Here is a 19705-nt window from a genome sequence, read left to right on the forward strand (position 1 = left end):
TGAGTGTACCAAACAGACTTATAACTGCAAGTAGGTACACAATGAAAACAGCAAATATATTGTGCAATATATCTTGTTTATGTTACATGCAAAACTGATATAAATTTATGAATCAACAAAAAATTAAGAATAAAAGAGCACGCATATGATATGGATCGAAATATTAGCAGTTGTTGTTATTTGGTTAAGTTTTTGGTCACTGATTCCACGCGATGAATGGTGGTTTCGTGGCACAGATTTTCCTCGCTTACAAATCCTAGCTTTGGGAATAATTGCCTTAATTTTAATGTTGTTATGGCAGACTCCTTGGGATTTAACCCGTGAAGTGATTTTAGTTCTGCTCATCGCAGCTTTGGCTTATCAATTGAAAATGGTGTTGCCATATACCGTGATTTGGAAAAAACAGGTCAAACAAGTACGTGAAGATCAGATGGATCCAGACAAACAAATTTCATTGATTGTATCGAACGTACTCACGCCGAATGATCAATACCATTTGCTCATCGAACAAATTGAAACGTTACAGCCTGATTTAGTGCTCACATTGGAATCTGATCAGACTTGGCAAAATGAACTGTCAGTCATCGAAAAGGATTATCCATATCGCGTTCCAGTGCCTCTAGACAATCTTTACGGCATGCATTTGTATAGCAAACTGAAACTGTCTGATACTGAAGTTAAATTTATTCTGAGTAATGAAATTCCTTCGATTCATACCACGGTTACATTACGTTCAGGTCAACCTGTGCAGTTGTATTGTCTGCATCCAAAGCCACCAAGTCCAACGGAAGCCAAAGATTCGACTTTGCGTGATGCTGAACTTTTAATTGTCGGTGATCAAATTAAAGATTTGGATGAAAGCTGTATTGTGATGGGCGATTTAAACGATGTGGCGTGGTCAAGAACGACACGATTATTTCAGCGCATTAGTGGTTTGCTTGACCCTCGTGTAGGGCGTCATTATGTCAATACCTTTCATGCCGATTACTCATTGCTGCGTTGGTCGCTCGATCATGTATTTCACAGTACTGACTTTGCATTGGTGAAAATGGAGCGACTTCCTCATGTCGGTTCAGATCATTTTCCAGTTTATGTGATTTTGCAAACAGGGCGTGTTTTTGAACAGGTTCAGGAGGAACTTGAACAGACTGAGGCAGATGAACAAGAGGCGCAAGCAGCGATTCAAGACGGTATCGAAAAAGCAGAAAAAGAGGAAAAACAAGTGACCGATGAGATTGCTCAAGATTATAAACAGGAGATGAAGTAAATCTTATTACACAGTGTAACATTATTTACAAAACTCTCGTGAGCCATGTCTTACAAGGATTTAAGTCTTAAACGAATGGTCAATAAAGTTGCTTCAGGGTAATCTTAGTTCATCAGCACATGGAGCGGGAATGGAATATCCCAACTACGGAAGACGAAGCTGATGGATGAAATCATGGATATGATGATGGTAAGGAAAACCATAATAAAATAAAAACAATGTTTTTTGAAAAGCACAACCTCATAAGCCCGAGTTTTTACAGGATGTAGAGCTCGGGCTTAAACTTATCTATAACTCCATAATTATTTATCTGCAAAATTATTTATCTGCAAATTTTTTACTTCTGTTTAGCTACATTTTGACTCTTCAATCATCTGCACATCATTGTATTTACTTTATGATCAGTACTCTTATCTTTAAAAAATAACAGACTCTAAAGAACTTGAAATAATCTTTTGCAAAATAACCGAATAAAACCTACGTCATGCTGTGCAATTTAAGTTTAGATTTTAAAGTTCACTCTTGATCAAATTTGCATATGTATTTATCTGCCTTTCAGCAATTCAAAACATCTATCGTCAGCTTTACAGGGCTTGAACGCGATGCTTTGCACATTTATGCAGGGCTTGCTGTTTTCTTATTGATTGCTTTGTTACATGGGCGTCAACTTAAATCCATTTATGCTTTATTGGCTGTGTTTGGAGTTGCCATTGGCGCAGAACTTTTAGATGCCCGCGATGACTTGATTCATTATGGGTATTGGCGTTATGGAGCAAGCGTGCATGATATGATCAACACCATTTTTTGGCCAACTGTGATTTGGTTGAGTGCAAAATTCAAGATGTGGAAAAAGTAGTTTTTGATTGAAATATTGACTTTTCTATTATGTTTTTTTTATTTTTTATGCGTTGCTTGATCAAGCATGGAATCCATAAAAAAGTGGAACAATGCCAGCATTATTCCACTTCAAATATATTCAAGATATAAAGATTATTTGCGACTGACACGCCAAATTATATTTCCAACATCATCTGCAATAATCAGCGCACCAGATTTATCCTGAGTTAAACCAACAGGCGCACCATAAAGTTTGCTTTCATCATCAGAATAAAAACCTGTGACGATAGGTTGAGGTTTACCTTCAGGTTGACCATTTTTAAAGGGAATATAGACCACATCATAGCCATTTAAAGGGGAGCGATCCCAACTGCCATGATTGCTGACAAATACGCCGCCTTGATACTGTGACGGTAGATTTTGACCTGTATAGAACCATAAACCCAAAGGCGCAACATGCGAGCCGAGCGCATAGTCAGGTTTAATGGCTTTTGCGACTAAATCGGGACGTTGTTTCTTGATGCGATGATCCAGATGTTGACCATAATAACTATACGGCCAACCATAAAAGCCACCATCTTGTACGGATGTTAAATAGTCTGGAACTAAACTGGCGCCAATTTCATCACGTTCATTGACCACGGCCCAAACCTTTCCTGTATCTGGTTGAATTTGTAATCCAGTTGGATTACGTATGCCACTGGCATAAATTCGACTAGCTCCTGTGGTTGCATCTACCTCAAGGACAGTCGCACGGCGGTATTCGATCTCTAAGCCATTTTCACCAATGTTGCTATTTGAGCCTACACCTACATAAAGTTTTGTTCCATCTGGACTGGCAACCATCGATTTTGTCCAGTGGTGATTGACTGTGTCTGGTAAATCGGCAAATTCAGTACCTTTGTCGGTAATTTGCGTTTGTCCAACTTTGTATGGATAGCGCATGATGTTATTGGTATTTGCTACGAAAAGTTGATTACCGATCAGTTGAACGCCAAATGGCGAGTGTAAATCTTTCAGTAGAATGTATTGATCCCATTTTCCTGAAGCATTTTCACGTAGCAAAGTGATGCGATTACCACCTTTTGCAGCTTTACCGGATTTTCCTTTCACCATAGATGCAATCAATTGTTTCGGTGTAGTCGTGGCTTCTTCACCTGGACCATTGGACTCGACCACTAAAATATCACCATTTGGCAATGTGTAGACTTGGCGAGGGTGCAGTAAACCTTCAGCAATTCTTTCGATTTTTAAGCCTTCGGCAACTTTGGGTGAAGCGTCTTTCGCCCATCCTGCATAGCTTGGCACCTGCATCGGTGGGATGAGGAAATCTTGAGCTTTAGGCAGCTCTGGATTTGGACCGACTTGCACATCATTGCTGAGTGGCTTGTCATTGTTACATGCAATAAGCGCCAATGAGGTCAAGATCATGAGCGAGATATTTTTCATTTTCATTGTATTGACCTCTTAAAGTTTATGATTGTTTTCAAACGCTTTTGCAATATATGCAATCGCAACCAGAACTACAGTTAGAATCGACAACAAAACACCTGAAGATGCTGTGGCATAGGCATCACGACTATGCACAAATGAATTTAAAATGGCTGCCAAAATACCGAAACCATAAAACCAGAATCCAATCAGGCTCACTTTGTTGCGAGCGTGTCCACCTGTAGACCATACAAAATAAAGGTTGATCAACCGTGGAATAATGGCAATCACTAAACCTATGGCAATGCACCATGCGGCAGATTTACTCCAGAGCATTTCAGCTGTTTTAAAATAAATGATGTCGAAAATCAGACCTGCCACCAAAAAGCCAAATGGCATGGCATCGAGCAGATAATAAATGGCCATCAGAATTTTGGGGCGAATCGGGTAGTTGTAATTTTCCATAATTATCCTTCACTATTTTTCTGATTAAGTGTGTTTGTATTTCAGTATCTTGAATGTGATCAAATGAACAATTGCGATGATCTTTATTAAAATTCGAAAGTACTTATGTGTGATAGCCAAGTATTTCAAAATGAATTGAAGCAGCTGGTCTATCATCACGCTAGCAAAAAAAGAGTAAATTTCAGTATAGGTTTAGTTATGTTTTAAAGGAAAAATAACAGAATTGATAAAGGCGCTTGGGCGACAATATATTGAAAAATGAATGATAAAATCAGATCACATGTCATTTTTTACAGAGATAAGATTTGAGCATATAACGTGTACCGATCATTAGGCTCAAAAATCGGTACAGGGTACAGTAGGGTAAAAAATAACTCTAAAAATTAATAAATTTTGTCATAGCCTTCAGGGCGTGTTTTAAAGCGACGATGGAACCACATGTATTGAGTTGGCGCAATGCGAAGCTGATTTTCAATGATTTTATTCACCCGTGTTGCATCAGCCAGTTCATCATCACTTGGCATGTTATCTAAAGCTGGTTCAATCAAAATATGGTATTTCGGATTGCGAACATCACCATGACGATAAAAATACAAAGGAATGGCGTGTGCTTTGGTCATTTTTAATAAACGACGATGCGCTGTGACGGTCGCTGCAGGTGTCCCAAAAAAAGGCGCCATCACCCCTTGTTTTAAGCCAAAATCTTGGTCTGGACTATACCAAATCGGACGCCCTTCTTTTAGGTGACGAATTAAGCCACGCATATCATCGTGATCAATTTGATGGGTGTAGATGGTGGCACGACAGCGGTAAATCAACATGTCTAATAGCGGATTGTTTTGCGGACGATAGACCACGTCTGGATCAAAATATTGGGCACAGGCATAACCACCCGCATCGAGTAGGGTTGAATGCGTACCTAAAAGCAATGCACCTTTACCTTCAGCTTTTGCTTTTTGAATATGCTCTAAACCTTCAATGCTGACACGACCAGCAAACCATTTTGGGCAGTACCAAGCGTTTAAGGTTTCAAAAACACCAAGCATTTGATCAATAAACACTTGTTTAGCATTTTCCTGAACCTGCTCAGGTGTCCATTCTGGGAAACAGACTTCCAGATTACGCAAAGTGGTTTTACGACGTGATTTCATTGATTTAAAAGCAAGTTCACCTAAACATTGAGCTAAACGATGCTGAATGAACCACGGTAAAATGGCTAAAATCATGAGGAAAATGATGCCTATCCAAATACCCCAATATTTTGGCAATAAAAAGGACCATTGAAATTCACCGGGAGTGTAGGCAGTTTTTTTACTCATAACGTGGAAATGAAGATAAAGAAGAGAGGGAGTTTAACATGCTCGACGTGCATTGCATAAAGCCTCCTTTAAATGCTTGATCATCACTTTATTTTGAGCTTAAGTATTCTGCGTTTAAACTACACCTGAGATGATCCATTTAGGACCAATGATGCGAGATCATGATCTGGATACCAGTAAAGCCTGCCTAATTTTTCTGGTGGTGTTTGGGCACTTTGTTGAGCGCTTGATCGGATGGACTCAACCAGAAAGTTATATGCTGTTGGCCAGTATTTATTTTTTTCATATGCCAGCGTTTATCTTTATTTCAGGCATGTTGTTTAAGGATCGAAATTATTTAAAAAATATTCTTTTCTTCTTGTCTTTATATTTGCCTTTTCAGGTTTTATTTGCCGCGTATAACTGGATTTGGACTGATCAATTTGTCCTGAGTTGGAACCTGTTTAAATGGCCGTATTGGATTTTATGGTATTTGATGGGCATGATGGTCTGGACATTGCTCACACATCTTTTCATTAAATTTAAAATGTCGCCTTTGCTCATGCTTGGCATCGCCATTGCTGGATCTATAGGTATCGGCTACTCAACTTGGAATAATTACTATTACTCATTTGGACGCATTCTGGTGTTCTTTCCATTCTTTATGTTGGGGCATCTCTATGGTCAAAAAGTATTACAGAACATTCGACAGCAAAAACACGCAAGCATTTACGCGATCGTTATCTTGGCCTCGATTCTGGCTTTAGTGAGTTATACCCATATTTCGCAATATTGGTTATATGGCAGTGTGAGCTTTAAACAAATGGGGATTCCATTTTTGGATGGAACATGGATTCGTTTAGGCTGTTTGATTATCTCCCTATGGGGAATTTATGCTTTATTTGCCCTCACGACCAGATTAAAACATCGATGTTTACGCTTAGGGGAAAATACGCTTCCTGTGTACTTGTTACATGGTTTTGCGGTGATTGGCTTGTCACATTATTTAAATTTGAAGATTCAGCCCATCTGGGGAATTTTGATCTGCTTGGGATTGTCGATTTTGACCTGCTGGATATTGCAACAATCTATTTTTGATCAGGCCTTAAGAAAGTTGTCACAATGGTTGATGAAACCTACAGAAAAGCTTTGGAAAAGACCAAACTAAAAGTTTGTGATTGATTCTGGTGCAATTATTGCTTTATTGATCTTAATTCAGCATAAAAAGATATAGATAAAGCAAATGAATCAGCTTGTGGCTTCTGTACCAGAACTCAATACGCAATATTGGTTTGCCAAACTTGAACTAGGATTCAAGAAGGATGGAAATCGCACAATTTTGGCGCATAGAAAGCATCATGGTCCTGTTCGGGTGCAAAAAATGCTTTGGCCTGAAAAAACAGGGGTATGTCACGCCATTATTGTGCATCCCCCTGCAGGGATTGCAGGGGGCGATCATCTGACCTTTAGTATGCAAGTCGATTCGCATGCACATGCACTGGTGACAACGCCTGGTGCAGGAAAATGGTATAAAACCAATTTAAAAAAAGCCCATCAACATATTGATATTCAAGTTGAAGATCATGCAGTTTTTGAATGGTTGCCACAAGAAACTATGCTCTTTAATGGTGCATTGGCACATTCAGAAACTCAAATTCATTTGGCACAGACGGCCAGTTTTATTGGTTGGGATATGTTGGTCTTAGGGCGTCAGGCACGAGAAGAAAAATTTACCCAAGGGCTCTATCACAATCAGTTTAAGCTCTATCGAAACAATACCTTATTGGTTGCTGATACTTTGCGTTTTCAAGGCAATGACCGTTTTCTCACTTCATGTTTAGGCATGAACGGTCATGCGGTTATGGCAAGTTTTTGGGCTGTACCTCCTATTGGAATGAGAGATTTAAATATTTTAGAACAACAGCTGGATGTGATACGTGATTTGATCATGCGGATGCAAGCACCTGTGACTCTAACTGTTTTAGATGATGTCGTCTGCGCACGGTATTTGGGTGATGATGTACGTGCTTGTCATGATGCTTTTGCTGCCATTCGGGCACGGTTAAGATGTTATTGGTTTAAGTTAGATGAAGAGTTTCCTCGGATTTGGAGGACGTAAAATCCCACTTGCGAAGCAATGCTTCTCACCCTTTGATAAAGGGAGGCTAAACCTTTTATTTATAAAAGTAGGATAAGAAGAGATTTAACTTTGCACAATTTTTGCATTGAGAAAAACAGAAGATATTTAGGACATAGAGATGGAACTAAATCCCACAGAAAAAGACAAAATGCTGATTTTCACTGCGGGCTTGGTGGCTGAACGTCGTAAAGCACGTGGTTTAAAGCTGAACTACCCTGAAGCGGTTGCCTATATTTCTGCGGCATTACTTGAAGGTGCTCGTGATGGCATGAGCGTGAGTGAACTCATGCATTACGGCACGACTTTGTTGACACGTGATGATGTCATGGACGGGATTCCCGAAATGATTGCCGAAGTACAAGTTGAAGCGACATTTCCCGATGGCTCTAAGTTAGTCACCGTGCATCAACCGATTGTTTAAGGAGTACGCCCATGATTCCAGGTGAAATCATTACCCCAGATACAGACATCGAAATGAATGTCGGACGTGAAAAGTTCAAGTTATGCGTGGCAAATATCGGTGATCGTCCGATTCAAATAGGCTCGCATTTTCATTTTTTTGAAGCCAATGATGCTTTGCAATTTGACCGTGAACTCGCCAAAGGTTATCGCTTAAATATCGCGGCTGGTACGGCTGTGCGTTTTGAGCCTGGGCAAAGCCGAGATGTGGAATTAGTAGCTCTCAGCGGTAAGCGTGAAGTGTATGGCTTTGCAGGTCGTGTCATGGGCAAATTGGATTAAACCATGATTCGACAAGCAACTGCACAGGATTTAAATCAAATTTTAGCGCTTATTCATCCATTTATTGATGACTTTGCTGTGGATGATGAAGGACGTGAAAAGTTTAGTCTGCAAATGATTCAACAGCTTATAGAACAGCCTGATATCCATTATTTTGTATATCTACAAGCAAGTGAAATTGTGGGTGTGATGGCGTATCGAGAACCTGCACATATTGTCCATTTCTTTGTTAAAGAAGAGCAACAAGGTCAGGGTATTGGTCGAGCACTGTGGAATCATGTGCAGGTGGTTATTAACAGAGTAGATACACAAATCATCACCGTGAATTCAAGCTGCTTTGCAGAGAAAATTTATAAAAAAATGGGCTTTGAATCGGTGAGCGAAGTCATTGAAGCACATGGTTTGCGTTTTATCAAAATGCAAAAGCACATTGTATAGGATCGAAAAATTATGAAAATGTCACGCCGTGCCTATGCGGAAATGTTTGGTCCAACGGTCGGAGATCGTGTTCGTTTAGCCGATACCGAACTGTTTATTGAAGTTGAACAGGATTTCACAACCTATGGGGAAGAAGTGAAATTTGGTGGCGGAAAAGTCATTCGTGACGGCATGGGGCAATCCCAACTTTTATCAGAAGACGTTGCTGATACTGTGATTACCAATGCTTTGATTGTCGATTGGTGGGGCATTGTTAAAGCCGATGTCGGTCTGAAAAATGGGCGAATTTGGAAAATTGGTAAAGCAGGCAACCCAGATATTCAGCCCAATATCACTATTCCATTAGGCGCTGCAACGGAAGTGATTGCAGGCGAAGGGCAGATTTTGACCGCAGGTGGCATCGACACGCATATTCACTGGATTTGCCCACAACAGGTTGAAACTGCGTTGATGTCAGGCGTGACTACGATGATTGGTGGTGGAACAGGTCCTGCCGCAGGAACATCAGCAACGACAGTCACTCCCGGTCCTTGGCATATTTCAACGATGCTACAAGCCATTGATGATTTACCGATGAACATTGGTTTATTGGGCAAGGGAAATTTAAGCCTACCTGATCCGATTCGTGAGCAAATTGAAGCAGGCGTGGTCGGTTTAAAACTACATGAAGATTGGGGTTCAACACCTGCGGCAATTGATAACTGCTTAAGAGTGGCAGATGAATATGATGTACAAGTGGCGATTCATACCGACACCTTAAATGAAAGTGGTTTCTTGGAAGAGACTTTGGCAGCTTTTAAAAATCGTACCATTCATACCTACCATACCGAAGGGGCAGGCGGTGGGCATGCACCCGATATTTTAAAAGCCATTGGTCAGCCGAATGTGTTGCCATCATCCACCAATCCAACCCGTCCCTATACCATCAACACCATTGATGAGCATTTGGATATGCTGATGGTGTGTCACCATTTAGACCCTGCCATTTCAGAAGATGTAGCATTTGCCGAAAGCCGTATTCGCCGTGAAACCATTGCGGCGGAAGATATTCTGCAAGATTTGGGTGCAATTGCAATGATGTCGTCTGATTCACAAGCCATGGGGCGTGTCGGTGAAGTGGTCATTCGCACTTGGCAAACGGCACATAAAATGAAAATTCAACGTGGCTCGTTAGAAGGTGACAATGCCGCACATGATAATAATCGTGTGAAGCGTTATATCGCGAAATATACGATTAACCCTGCCATTACCCATGGTTTAAGCCATGAAGTGGGTTCGGTTGAAGAAGGTAAACTTGCCGATTTGGTGCTATGGAAGCCGGCATTTTTTGGGGTAAAACCGTCGATGATTATTAAGGGTGGGATGATTGCTGCTGCGCCAATGGGTGATATTAATGCTTCGATTCCAACGCCACAGCCTGTGCATTACCGTCCGATGTTTGGCGCGAATGCACGTGGGGTACACCAGACCTGTATTACCTTTTTGTCGCAAGCAGGCATTGAAAATGGTGTGGCTGAAAAGCTGAGTTTAAAAAAGTTGATTTCGCCTGTAAAAAATACCCGAAATATTTCTAAAGCAGATATGAAGTTGAATACTTACTGTCCTGTCATGGAGGTAGATCCGGAAATTTATGAAGTACGGGCAGATGGCGTACATTTAACGTGTGAACCGGCGGAAGTTTTACCAATGGCGCAAAGGTATTTTTTGTTTTAAGTTTCGGTAAAATTCATCTTCGATCGAGTAATTTTTCTTTCTAAGATGAATTATCTCATTCTTAAAATGTATTATTTTTAAGCTGATACATTGATTGAAAAGGATCAGCTTTTAAATGGATTTAAGTGAATTAATAAGGGTAAGCCGAGGCTTTTTAAGAAAGCAGTACGAGAATTTGGATTCAGTTTACTTTCAGTGTGAATAAGTTCAATAAAGGTCTGATTAAAATTTTCTCTTGGATATTTTGTTAAAATATTGAGCTTGAGATTCTGCGGGATTTTATGGAGTTGTTCACCTATTACATCGCAGGTTGCACCTTGTTGTAAGAGTGAAACTTCACTTGGTTGCGATTCATCACTAAACCCATTCATGTGTATGCAAATTGCATCTTTGATGAGAGTGGTTTTATGGGTATCAAAGTTAATTTCTTGGGCTTTGAGCTGAAATTGATCTGAACTTTCGTGTGTAAAACATTTACAGCCTTTTGAAGTTATATGGGCTTCAGTTAAACCAATATCATGAAATAATGATGCAGTCAGTAATGTTTCAGGGTCGTAGTTTTTCTGTTGTAGCTGACCTAATATTGCACCCCAAAAATAAGTTCTCCATGAGTGATTAATTAAAGCTAAATTTGCTTTAGATTCGATTTCTTCTACTGCGACTTCAATCATTTTTGTATCTGGAATAACAATGTGTTCAAGACTCATATCTAATTTTTTATCAGCTTTATTTTTATAAATATTTTCTTTAATTGGTGTGATGAGACTTGGAACAAGAAGTTTGTTCATGAGTTTAATTTTGTCTTTAAATTTGATTTTTCCTTCTGTTTGTAACATCCATTGAAAAGTGCCTAGGTTATGCTGTTTCATCATAATTCTCATTTTTTTAGAGTAATTACTCTAAAATAGCGCTTGCTGTTGGATGGTTCAAGATAATTTTTATAAAGAACATTCAATTTTAGAGAATATTCGAATATTTCTAAAGCAGACATGAAGCTGAATACCTACCATCCAGTGATGGAGGTTGATCCTGAGATTTATGAAGTACAAGAGGATGGGGGCACCTGTGAGCCTGCGGAAGTGTTGCCAATGGCGCAGAGGTATTTCTTGTTTTGATTGACCTCTCCCTGACCCTCTCCTAAAAGGAGAGGGAAAGCTCATTATTAATTTAATTGCTGCTATGTTCCTTCTCCCTTTGGGAGAAGGTTAGGATGAGGGTAAACTAGATTATTCTTAAAAGTGTATATAAAATAATGATTTATATTATTTAAAAAAGGGTGTTTTTTTGGATAAAACACATGAAGATATCTTGTTAGGTGCAACTAAAGAAACAATTAAGCCTAGCTATCAAAAACAATTTATGGATATAAAGTGTGATGATTATTATTACTATATTTATAAACACCTAAGTTTTGATCGGGAGTTAAAAGTATTAGATTTATTTAAGAAATTAAAACTAAAATTTACACCGCCTGATAATTTTAATGATCCTTATGATTGTATGGCCGAGATTAAATTTGAGAATATTCCTATTGCACATCATGAGATATTACAAAAACATTTTTCTGATGCCATTCGTTCAAATCTATCAGTAACTTGTTTTAATAATAATCCACTCAATATGTTAATGTGGTCGCATTATGCACAAAGCCACAAAGGCTTTTTAGTTGAATTTAAGATTCCACATCCTATATTTGAGTGGGTTCATGATGCATTTAACTTTCAACCTATTACATATCAAGATGAATTTCCTACATTTCCATTATTAATATCTGATCCATTAAGATTTTTTAAGCCTGAATTTAGTGCCGAGATGTTAAATTTTATAACTAATCAATATTTGGTAAAGGCAAAAGACTGGGAATATGAGAAAGAATTTAGAGTCTTAGCGCATGATTATGATAAAAACAATTTTGATTCATTATTGAAAATAATTCCTTCAAAGTATATTTCTTCAGTTATTTTAGGTGCGAAACTAAAAGATGAAGATACTAATAAATTGGAACTATTGGAGGCAATTTCTTATTTCAATAAAACATATCAAGGAAATGTGAAGGCTTATCAGGCAGAATTAAAACCGAACAGCTTTAAAATTTTTGTAAAAGGTCATCCTGTTTTAGATAGGGAAACAAAGACTTTAAAAGATTTTTTATTCCCCGAAATGCTCTAATAAATAGCATGAAAATGCTTAGTTTTGAGGCGCAAATTGATAGTTTTATAAAAATTAGATGCTTATATGGTTTTTGAAAAGTAGCTTATGATGAAACTATTGGCTTTGGATAGGATAAATTTTCCAATTTTTATCCTGAGGTTGATTTAGATAATGTTTAATCATCACTTCAGTTTCAGGAAAAAGAATTTGTGGAAGTTCATTAATGCTAAACCATTCCCAACGCTCAAAAATCTCAGGCTCTGTTACATAAATTTGAGTTTTTAAACGCTCATCTGAAAGTTGATAAATCGTTCCAAAAGTCACTTTCACAGCACCTGAACTTTTGTCAATCATTGTATTCAATGGTTTAATCGACGCTACATCTTGACTAAGATCTAAAGCGGTTTCTTCCAAAAGTTCACGCATCGCAGCATATTCAATCGATTCATGTGGATCCATTTTTCCGCCCGGAAAGCACCATGTGGCAGGTTCATCTTTTTTATTTCTGTAGCCGAGCAAAACTTTTTGATTTTGGTCTATCAACATTATGCCGACACCAATGATGTTCTGAAATTGATTTATACTCATAACTTCAAGCTTTAACATTATTTTTAGTTATTTTCAGCGTACTGGGAATACTATTGTAAGCACAATAAGGTTAATGTAATAAGTATTCATATCAAGACACATTTATTTTTCAGAATGCTTAAGTCACAATAATTTTGATCTACACACCAAACTTTCCGCTATCCACCACCAAGCGATTTTTAATTAGTCATCACACTAACAAAGACTTAAACTTAAGCAATACAAAACAACTTGTAGATGTTATGGCTTTTAGCTGGATTCTCTTTACCTTCATGGCTGCATTTATGCAGGCGTGGCGCAATGCATTCCAAAAACAACTTAGCACCACAGTCGATGTCTGGGGCGTCACCCTAGCTCGTTTAATTTTTGGTTTGCCACTGGCCATCATTTACATCTACAGTTTATATCATTTTTCACCAACTAAAGCGGTCGTACATTTTAGCCCAAAATACTGGTTTTATATTGTGATTGCTGGTTCAAGCCAGATCATGGCAACTGCACTTATGGTGCAACTGTTTAAACAAAAAAATTACGCCATTGGGGTCGGGCTTGCAAAAAGTGAAGCGATTCTTGCAGCCATTATTGGTGTGGTTTTTCTATCCGACCATCTGTCACTATATGCATGGTTTGGGGTGATTTTGGGTGGCTTCGCCGTCTTTTTACTCAGTCGTGGACATCAATTTACAGGTTTTTCTCCAAAGACTTTAGTGATTGGTATTGGCAGTGGATTATGCTTTGCCATCACTTCACTTTTAGTTCGAGAAGCCAGTTTAGAACTGACCATGTTGCCGACGAACATTCATCGGGCATCGTGGGTATTGCTTTCAGTCATTAGTTTTCAATGCATCAGTATGCTTATCTATTTAGGCTTATTTAGCCGTCAAACTTTGGTGGCCATGTGGCAACGTTTAGGACTGACTTTTAAGGTGAGTTTTTGCAGTTTTATGGCATCGCTTGGTTGGTTCACTGCCATGAGTATGATCAGTGTTCCGATTGTCAAAACTTTAGGTCAAATCGAGATTTTATTTAGTTTGCTTATATCCGCCTATTTCTTTAAAGAAAAACTCGCCAAAGCCGAACATTGGGGATTAGCACTGGTCGTTATTGCTGCGATTTTGGTGATTTGGGCTTAATCGAGCATGCGTCACTTCAATGTGCTGAATATAACCAATAACTCAGGTATGCTATCGGGAGCTTAGTCAAATAGAACAACAACTTGAATGAAAATAACAAAAACGATCTTTGATCTGCTTTTGATTTACTCCATCAGCACATGGATGATGATAGGTTTTTTTTATTTTTTAGGTGAGTTTCAACCGTTAGAACAGTATTATTTCGTTTTGCTCGGCATGAGTTCAATTTTATTGATCGTTTGTTTATTTGTAGACATTGAACATGATCGAAGTGATGAACTTTGGAGTAAAAAATTACCAGCGAAAATTCAACTCCCGCTTTCTCAAGCATTGATCTTTAAAATTGAATATTCATTAGGTTTTATACTTTTTTTATTTGCAATATTTTCCATTGCCGTGACATGGGTGCTTTGGCTTATTTGCTTTTGTTTAAGTCTAATTTGGGTGGCATTTTTCCATCATCCGCATGTTTGGGCAAAGGATTCAATCGACATACAAGATCGAATAAGCCATCCAGAAAAATACAAAGTCAACTATGAAGATGGATGTTTTGAATATCTAGAAGATGGTGAGGGTTTTATTTATCAGCCTGATGATCAAACACGAGCGATTAAAATTAAATGGAGTGATATACATTCAGTCGATGCACAATTCGTTGATATGTATAGTCATACAGAAATTCAGCTTTATATTTTAGCTGAAGATCGCATTTTACGAATCTTGGAATCTACAGATGGCTATTTAAAGTTTTATCAGCAACTACAAGATCATTTAAAGGATTTTGATGATTTGAAAATGTTGGTATATCTGTCAGGGGGATTTTCAGAGCCGATTAATGTCTATAAGAAAATTTAAAGATAAGGCATTCTAATAAGACATTCTAAATGGAAAAAACTTAAACAAGGAACTTAAAAAATGCACCAATACAAATCGTTTTTGGCATGAAAAATGCTTACTTTTGATGCAATAAAATTCTCATGCAATGGTCTGAAACTTCACACAATTGCAGCTAAGCAACAAAAGGGAAAGCATGAAAATCTATACTCAGCGATTAGAACAAGTCTCCGTGGACACAGAAGTTGAAACGGTCGCACTCAGCTTTGATACGCGCCAAAAAAGCCGTTTTCGTGCCACATTAAACTCAGGAATCGATATTGGGGTCGATTTACCCCGTACAGGTATTTTAAGAAGTGGTGCGTATATTGCCACTGAACAGGGCGATATTTTAAAAGTCGATGCCAAACCTGAACAATTGATGCAAGTCACTGCGCCTACAGCATTTGATTTACTCAAAGCAGCCTACCATTTGGGCAATCGACATGTACCGCTGATGCTTACGCCTAGCGCATTATATTTTGAGCCAGATCATGTCTTGGCAGAGATGGTAAAAGGGCTAGGATTGACCGTACAAGAAGTTGAACACCCATTTGAACCTGAAAGTGGTGCGTATGCACAGCACAGTCATGACCATCGTTTAAGCCCGATTAAGGCGATTCACGCACATGCCCATCACTAATGCGAGTCATCTGCTCAAATTATTGACGCTGTCGTCTACCGCTTTACCTGTGGGTGCATATTGCTACTCGCAAGGGGTAGAAAGTGCGATCGACCGAGGCATGATTAACGATGAAACTTCGAGCATGGCCTATTTTGAAGAAGTTTTAGAGATGCTTTTAGTACGCTTTGAGTTGCCTGTTTTAAAAAGGCTCATGCAATATCATGCAGATGACGAACGGTTTTTACATTGGGCGAATATCTACCGTGCCAGTCGTGAGTCGAAAGAGTTATTGGCGGAATCCAAACAATTGGCATTTTCCATGAATTCGTGGATTCGAGATGTCCTGAAGATGCCTGTGACGGTCAAAAAACAATTTGGTTTCGTACCTGTGTATGCACAGTTGTGTGGTCGTCTGGAATTGGATGAAGCGGAAGTTTTGACGGCTTACACGTTTACCGTGCTGGAAAATCAGGTCTTAGGTGCAGTGAAAACTGTTCCACTGGGGCAAATGAGCGGACAACGAATTTTATGGCATTTGCATGGACTGATTCCGCAAGCCATCGAAAATGCATTAAAACTGGAAGATGATGAATTGAGTAGTGCTTTACCGCAGTACGCCATGCTCAGTATGCATCATGAAACACAATATTCGAGATTGTTTAGATCCTAGAAGTCTCCCTTCTTAAAGGGAGATTTAGAGGGATTAACGCATAAAAAAATCAGGGAACTTAATCTCTCCCTAACCCTCTCTTTAAAAAAGAGAGGGAATAATGAAGGAATTAAAAAATGACAGAACGTTCACCTTTACGTGTCGGCATTGGCGGTCCAGTGGGTTCAGGTAAAACTGCACTGACTTTAAATTTATGCCGTGCACTGCGTGATAAATACAACATGGCGGTTGTGACCAACGACATTTACACCAAAGAAGACTCAAACTTCTTAACCCGGAATGAAGCCATGAGTCCAGACCGTATTGTCGGTGTGGAAACTGGGGGCTGTCCGCATACGGCCATTCGTGAAGATGCTTCCATTAACCTTGCAGCCATTGATGACTTATGTGAAAAGTTTGAGGGTCTAGAGCTCATCATTATTGAAAGTGGTGGTGATAACTTGGCAGCAACTTTTAGTCCAGAACTCTCTGATTTAACGCTGTATGTGATTGATGTGGCTGGTGGTGAAAAGATTCCACGTAAAGGCGGGCCGGGCATTACCAAGTCGGATCTACTCATCATCAATAAAACGGACTTGGCACCGATGGTGGGCGCAAATTTAGATGTGATGGATCAAGATGCCAAACGCATGCGTGGCAATAAACCTTTCCTGTTTTCCAATATGAAAACAGAAGATGGTTTAAGTGAAATTATCAGCTTTATTGAAAAACAAGGGCTGTTTAAAGCTTAAAAGACGAGATGAAGCACCTAGCAAATAGAATTTAAGGCGAAATTTTGAGGGTATTGAGATGCAAATCATGAAAAAAATAGCGTTGGCATTATTGGGCTTAGTTCCGATGTTCGCGATGGCGCATCCAGGGCATCATCACCATGATGCAAACTTCTGGACAGGCTTTATCCATCCATTTACAGGGCTTGATCATTTGATGATGGCGATCAGCTTTGGTGTACTGATGTGGTCTGTGGCAAAACAATGGAAATTGATTGGTGCTTTGGGATTGGTGACGGCATTGGTGGCAGGCTTTGCTTTAGGTGCACAGAACTTACTTCCAACCGTTGTCGCTGAATATGGCATTATTGCATCATTGTTGCTACTTGCTGTGGCACTCTGGACCAAGTCGAATCAAATTCTGCCTGTTGCAGCGACTTTGTTGGCGACCTTTCATGGTGTCGCTCATGGTACTGAATTGGCGATGAATGGCAACGTGGCAGTACAAATTCTAGGCATGATTTCAGCAATGAGCATTATTTATGTTGTAGGTTTAGGCTTAGGAGCTTTTATTCAACGTTATGTGCCAAATGGCAAAAAGATCATTGGCGCTTTGGCGGCTATAGTCGCAGTGATTGGATTGGCTTAGTCATTGGATAAAAAAACTCCGCCATCTAGGCGGAGTTTTTTTGAGGAATTGACAGATTAACCTTTAGTGAGGTTTTCTAACTCTTCCCAACGCTCTAATTTTTCAAGCAACACATCATCAACTTCAGCCAAACGAGCAGAAAGTTTCATGGCTTGATCATTGTCAGATACGAACAGAGAACCATCAGCAAGTTTGGCATTGATTTCTGCTTGTTCTTTCTCTAATGCTTCCATCTCTAAAGGGAGTTGCTCTAAGGCACGCTGATCTTTATAGCTCAATTTCACTTTTTTCGGTGCAGGCGTTGCGCTAACAGCTGCCGCTTCAGCCTTTGCTAAAGCTTTTTTGACATCACTTTTTTGATCTACAACCGTTTGATCAGGACGTTGTTCTAAGTAGTCTTGGTAACCACCAATGTATTCATCGATATTACCTTTACCATCAAATACCCAAGTCGATGTCACCACATTGTCCATAAAGGCACGGTCATGCGAGATCAACAACAATGTACCTGTATAGCCACCAAGCATCTCTTCTAACAGCTCTAGCGTCACCATATCCAAGTCATTGGTTGGCTCATCCATCACGATTAGGTTCGATGGCTTAAGTAAAAGTTTTGCCAGTAAAATACGGTTACGTTCACCGCCAGATAGGGCTTTTACAGGGGTACGTGCACGTTCTGGAGAGAACAAGAAATCTTGTAAATAGCTGTAGATATGACGACGATTGCCATTTACATCGACAAAGTCAGAGCCTTCAGAAACGTTGTCTTTAACTGATTTTTCAAGATCAAGCGCATTACGTAATTGGTCAAAGTAAGCGACTTCAAGCTGTGTACCTGTTTTCACAGATCCGCCGTGCTCAATCTCACCTAAAATAGCTTTAATCAAGGTAGTTTTACCCACACCATTGTCACCGACTAAACCAATACGGTCACCACGAAGCACCAGAGCAGAGAAATCTTTGATGATAGGTGCATTGTTGCCAAAAGTGACTTGTAGATGCTCAATATCGAACACCAACTTACCAGAGCGATTGGCGTCTTGCGTCGCCATGCTCACTTTACCTTGTTGTGAACGACGTGCTTTAGATTCTTCACGTAATGCTTTTAAGGCACGTACACGGCCTTCGTTACGGGTACGACGTGCTTTAATGCCTTGGCGAATCCAAACTTCTTCTTCTGCGAGTTTTTTGTCAAACAACGCATTTTGCTTTTCTTCAGCTTCCATCTGCATGGCTTTCAGCTCTAAGTAACGTGAATAGTTACCGTCATAGCTACGTAAAACACCACGATCAAGTTCGACAATACGGGTTGCAATACTGTCTACAAATGAACGGTCATGCGAAATGAAAAGCAAAGTTAGATTGTTTTGATCGAGTAAAAACTTTTCTAACCATTCAATACTTTCAACGTCTAAATGGTTTGTCGGTTCGTCCAGCAGTAGTACATCGGGTTGAGTTAGTAAAGCACGTGCAAGTAAAACACGACGTTTACGACCACCAGAGAGATCCGCAAGATCTGCATCTGGGTCTAAACCCATTTTGCTTAAGATTGAATTGACTTTATTTTCTAAAGCCCAACCATCGAGTTGATCAAGCTTGTGCTGTAGGTTGCCCATACGATCACATGCTTCCATGTCACCGAGTACGCATGCATCACTTGCTTCATGATATGCTTTTAAAACTGATGCAGCTTCACCAGCACCATCTGCGACGATATCTGCAACTTTGCCCGAATCCATGGGTACATCTTGAGCAAGCATTGAAATAGTGATGCCATTTTGCAACGAAACTTCACCGCGGTCAGGCAGTAAGCTTCCCTCAATGAGTTTAAGTAAAGTAGACTTACCTTCACCGTTTCGGCCGATTAAGCACACTCGCTCACCGCGTTCTAAACTGAAGTTCGCGCCGTCGAGCAGGGAAGGTCCGCCAAACGCAAGTTGGACATCCCTTAGGGTAATATAGGCCATACTGTTTCC

At 39.5% G+C, this 19705-nt stretch carries 21 protein-coding genes and 1 pseudogene; 16 read left to right on the forward strand and 6 right to left on the reverse strand.

What is annotated here, in order from left to right; all coding sequences use genetic code 11:
• The first annotated feature begins 145 nt into the window (after positions 1–145).
• Complete coding sequence (locus G8E00_RS02480) at positions 146–1267, forward strand: endonuclease/exonuclease/phosphatase family protein (RefSeq protein ID WP_166221757.1); 1122 nt, start codon at positions 146–148, stop codon at positions 1265–1267.
• A 538-nt stretch (positions 1268–1805) separates the two neighbouring features.
• Positions 1806–2123 carry a hypothetical protein gene (locus G8E00_RS02485; RefSeq protein ID WP_166221759.1) on the forward strand — a complete coding sequence of 106 codons (318 nt, stop codon included), beginning with the start codon at positions 1806–1808 and terminating at the stop codon, positions 2121–2123.
• Between the two features lie 134 nt (positions 2124–2257).
• Here the strand turns inward: G8E00_RS02485 and G8E00_RS02490 are convergent, their stop codons facing one another.
• The 3 genes from G8E00_RS02490 to G8E00_RS02500 form a co-directional block, all read right to left on the reverse strand.
• The gene (locus G8E00_RS02490) at positions 2258–3559 is read right to left on the reverse strand and encodes a PQQ-dependent sugar dehydrogenase (protein ID WP_264821306.1); all 1302 of its coding nucleotides are present in this window, start codon (positions 3557–3559) and stop codon (positions 2258–2260) included.
• A gap of 12 nt (positions 3560–3571) precedes the next feature.
• Positions 3572–4000, reverse strand: a complete 429-nt coding sequence (locus G8E00_RS02495) for a hypothetical protein (protein WP_166221761.1) — start codon at positions 3998–4000, stop codon at positions 3572–3574.
• A 383-nt stretch (positions 4001–4383) separates the two neighbouring features.
• On the reverse strand, positions 4384–5319 hold the full coding sequence (locus G8E00_RS02500) for an LpxL/LpxP family acyltransferase (protein WP_166008559.1): 936 nt from the start codon (positions 5317–5319) through the stop codon (positions 4384–4386).
• A 151-nt stretch (positions 5320–5470) separates the two neighbouring features.
• Between G8E00_RS02500 and G8E00_RS02505 the strand changes: the two genes are divergently transcribed.
• From G8E00_RS02505 to ureC, 6 genes are all read left to right on the forward strand, one after another.
• A complete protein-coding gene (locus tag G8E00_RS02505) occupies positions 5471–6466 on the forward strand; it encodes an acyltransferase family protein (RefSeq protein ID WP_166221763.1) in 996 nt (331 codons plus the stop codon).
• Between the two features lie 75 nt (positions 6467–6541).
• Entirely contained in the window at positions 6542–7417 is an 876-nt protein-coding gene (locus G8E00_RS02510; RefSeq protein WP_166221765.1) for an urease accessory protein UreD, read from the forward strand.
• 139 nt (positions 7418–7556) lie between these two features.
• A complete protein-coding gene (ureA, locus tag G8E00_RS02515) occupies positions 7557–7859 on the forward strand; it encodes an urease subunit gamma (RefSeq protein ID WP_166008556.1) in 303 nt (100 codons plus the stop codon).
• Between the two features lie 11 nt (positions 7860–7870).
• On the forward strand, positions 7871–8179 hold the full coding sequence (locus tag G8E00_RS02520; RefSeq protein ID WP_166008555.1) for an urease subunit beta: 309 nt from the start codon (positions 7871–7873) through the stop codon (positions 8177–8179).
• Between the two features lie 3 nt (positions 8180–8182).
• Positions 8183–8617, forward strand: a complete 435-nt coding sequence (locus G8E00_RS02525; RefSeq protein WP_166221767.1) for a GNAT family N-acetyltransferase — start codon at positions 8183–8185, stop codon at positions 8615–8617.
• 12 nt (positions 8618–8629) lie between these two features.
• A complete protein-coding gene (gene ureC / locus G8E00_RS02530) occupies positions 8630–10330 on the forward strand; it encodes an urease subunit alpha (RefSeq protein WP_166221770.1) in 1701 nt (566 codons plus the stop codon).
• Between the two features lie 104 nt (positions 10331–10434).
• Here ureC and G8E00_RS02535 read toward each other — a convergent pair whose 3' ends face one another.
• Positions 10435–11199 carry an HD domain-containing protein gene (locus G8E00_RS02535; protein WP_166221772.1) on the reverse strand — a complete coding sequence of 255 codons (765 nt, stop codon included), beginning with the start codon at positions 11197–11199 and terminating at the stop codon, positions 10435–10437.
• A 102-nt stretch (positions 11200–11301) separates the two neighbouring features.
• On the opposite strand from G8E00_RS02535, the pseudogene G8E00_RS16520 reads away from it, so the two are divergent.
• Positions 11302–11445, forward strand: a pseudogene (locus G8E00_RS16520) (hypothetical protein); the annotation flags it as partial.
• 169 nt (positions 11446–11614) lie between these two features.
• On the forward strand, positions 11615–12499 hold the full coding sequence (locus G8E00_RS02540) for a DUF2971 domain-containing protein (protein WP_227591386.1): 885 nt from the start codon (positions 11615–11617) through the stop codon (positions 12497–12499).
• Positions 12500–12595: 96 nt separating this feature from the next.
• Here G8E00_RS02540 and G8E00_RS02545 read toward each other — a convergent pair whose 3' ends face one another.
• On the reverse strand, positions 12596–13069 hold the full coding sequence (locus G8E00_RS02545) for a nucleotide triphosphate diphosphatase NUDT15 (protein WP_166008550.1): 474 nt from the start codon (positions 13067–13069) through the stop codon (positions 12596–12598).
• A 242-nt stretch (positions 13070–13311) separates the two neighbouring features.
• Here G8E00_RS02545 and G8E00_RS02550 point away from each other — a divergent pair, with 242 nt between their 5' ends.
• The 6 genes from G8E00_RS02550 to G8E00_RS02575 all read left to right on the forward strand — a co-directional run bounded on the left by G8E00_RS02550 (position 13312) and on the right by G8E00_RS02575 (position 17729).
• Positions 13312–14202, forward strand: a complete 891-nt coding sequence (locus G8E00_RS02550) for a DMT family transporter (RefSeq protein ID WP_166221774.1) — start codon at positions 13312–13314, stop codon at positions 14200–14202.
• An 87-nt stretch (positions 14203–14289) separates the two neighbouring features.
• Positions 14290–15057 carry a hypothetical protein gene (locus G8E00_RS02555; protein WP_166221776.1) on the forward strand — a complete coding sequence of 256 codons (768 nt, stop codon included), beginning with the start codon at positions 14290–14292 and terminating at the stop codon, positions 15055–15057.
• A 175-nt stretch (positions 15058–15232) separates the two neighbouring features.
• Complete coding sequence (gene ureE, locus G8E00_RS02560; RefSeq protein WP_166008547.1) at positions 15233–15718, forward strand: urease accessory protein UreE; 486 nt, start codon at positions 15233–15235, stop codon at positions 15716–15718.
• On the forward strand, positions 15705–16370 hold the full coding sequence (locus tag G8E00_RS02565) for an urease accessory protein UreF (protein ID WP_166221778.1): 666 nt from the start codon (positions 15705–15707) through the stop codon (positions 16368–16370). The genes ureE and G8E00_RS02565 overlap by 14 nt, the downstream gene beginning before the upstream one ends.
• Positions 16371–16486: 116 nt before the next feature.
• Entirely contained in the window at positions 16487–17101 is a 615-nt protein-coding gene (ureG, locus tag G8E00_RS02570; protein ID WP_166221780.1) for an urease accessory protein UreG, read from the forward strand.
• A 58-nt stretch (positions 17102–17159) separates the two neighbouring features.
• On the forward strand, positions 17160–17729 hold the full coding sequence (locus G8E00_RS02575) for a HupE/UreJ family protein (protein WP_166221782.1): 570 nt from the start codon (positions 17160–17162) through the stop codon (positions 17727–17729).
• Positions 17730–17785: 56 nt separating this feature from the next.
• Here G8E00_RS02575 and G8E00_RS02580 read toward each other — a convergent pair whose 3' ends face one another.
• Positions 17786–19696 (reverse strand): ATP-binding cassette domain-containing protein, encoded by a 1911-nt coding sequence (locus G8E00_RS02580; protein ID WP_166221784.1) that lies wholly within the window; start codon positions 19694–19696, stop codon positions 17786–17788.
• Positions 19697–19705 lie beyond the last annotated feature (9 nt).

This window comes from Acinetobacter shaoyimingii, from assembly GCF_011578045.1.
Taxonomy (GTDB): Bacteria; Pseudomonadota; Gammaproteobacteria; order Pseudomonadales; family Moraxellaceae; genus Acinetobacter; species Acinetobacter shaoyimingii.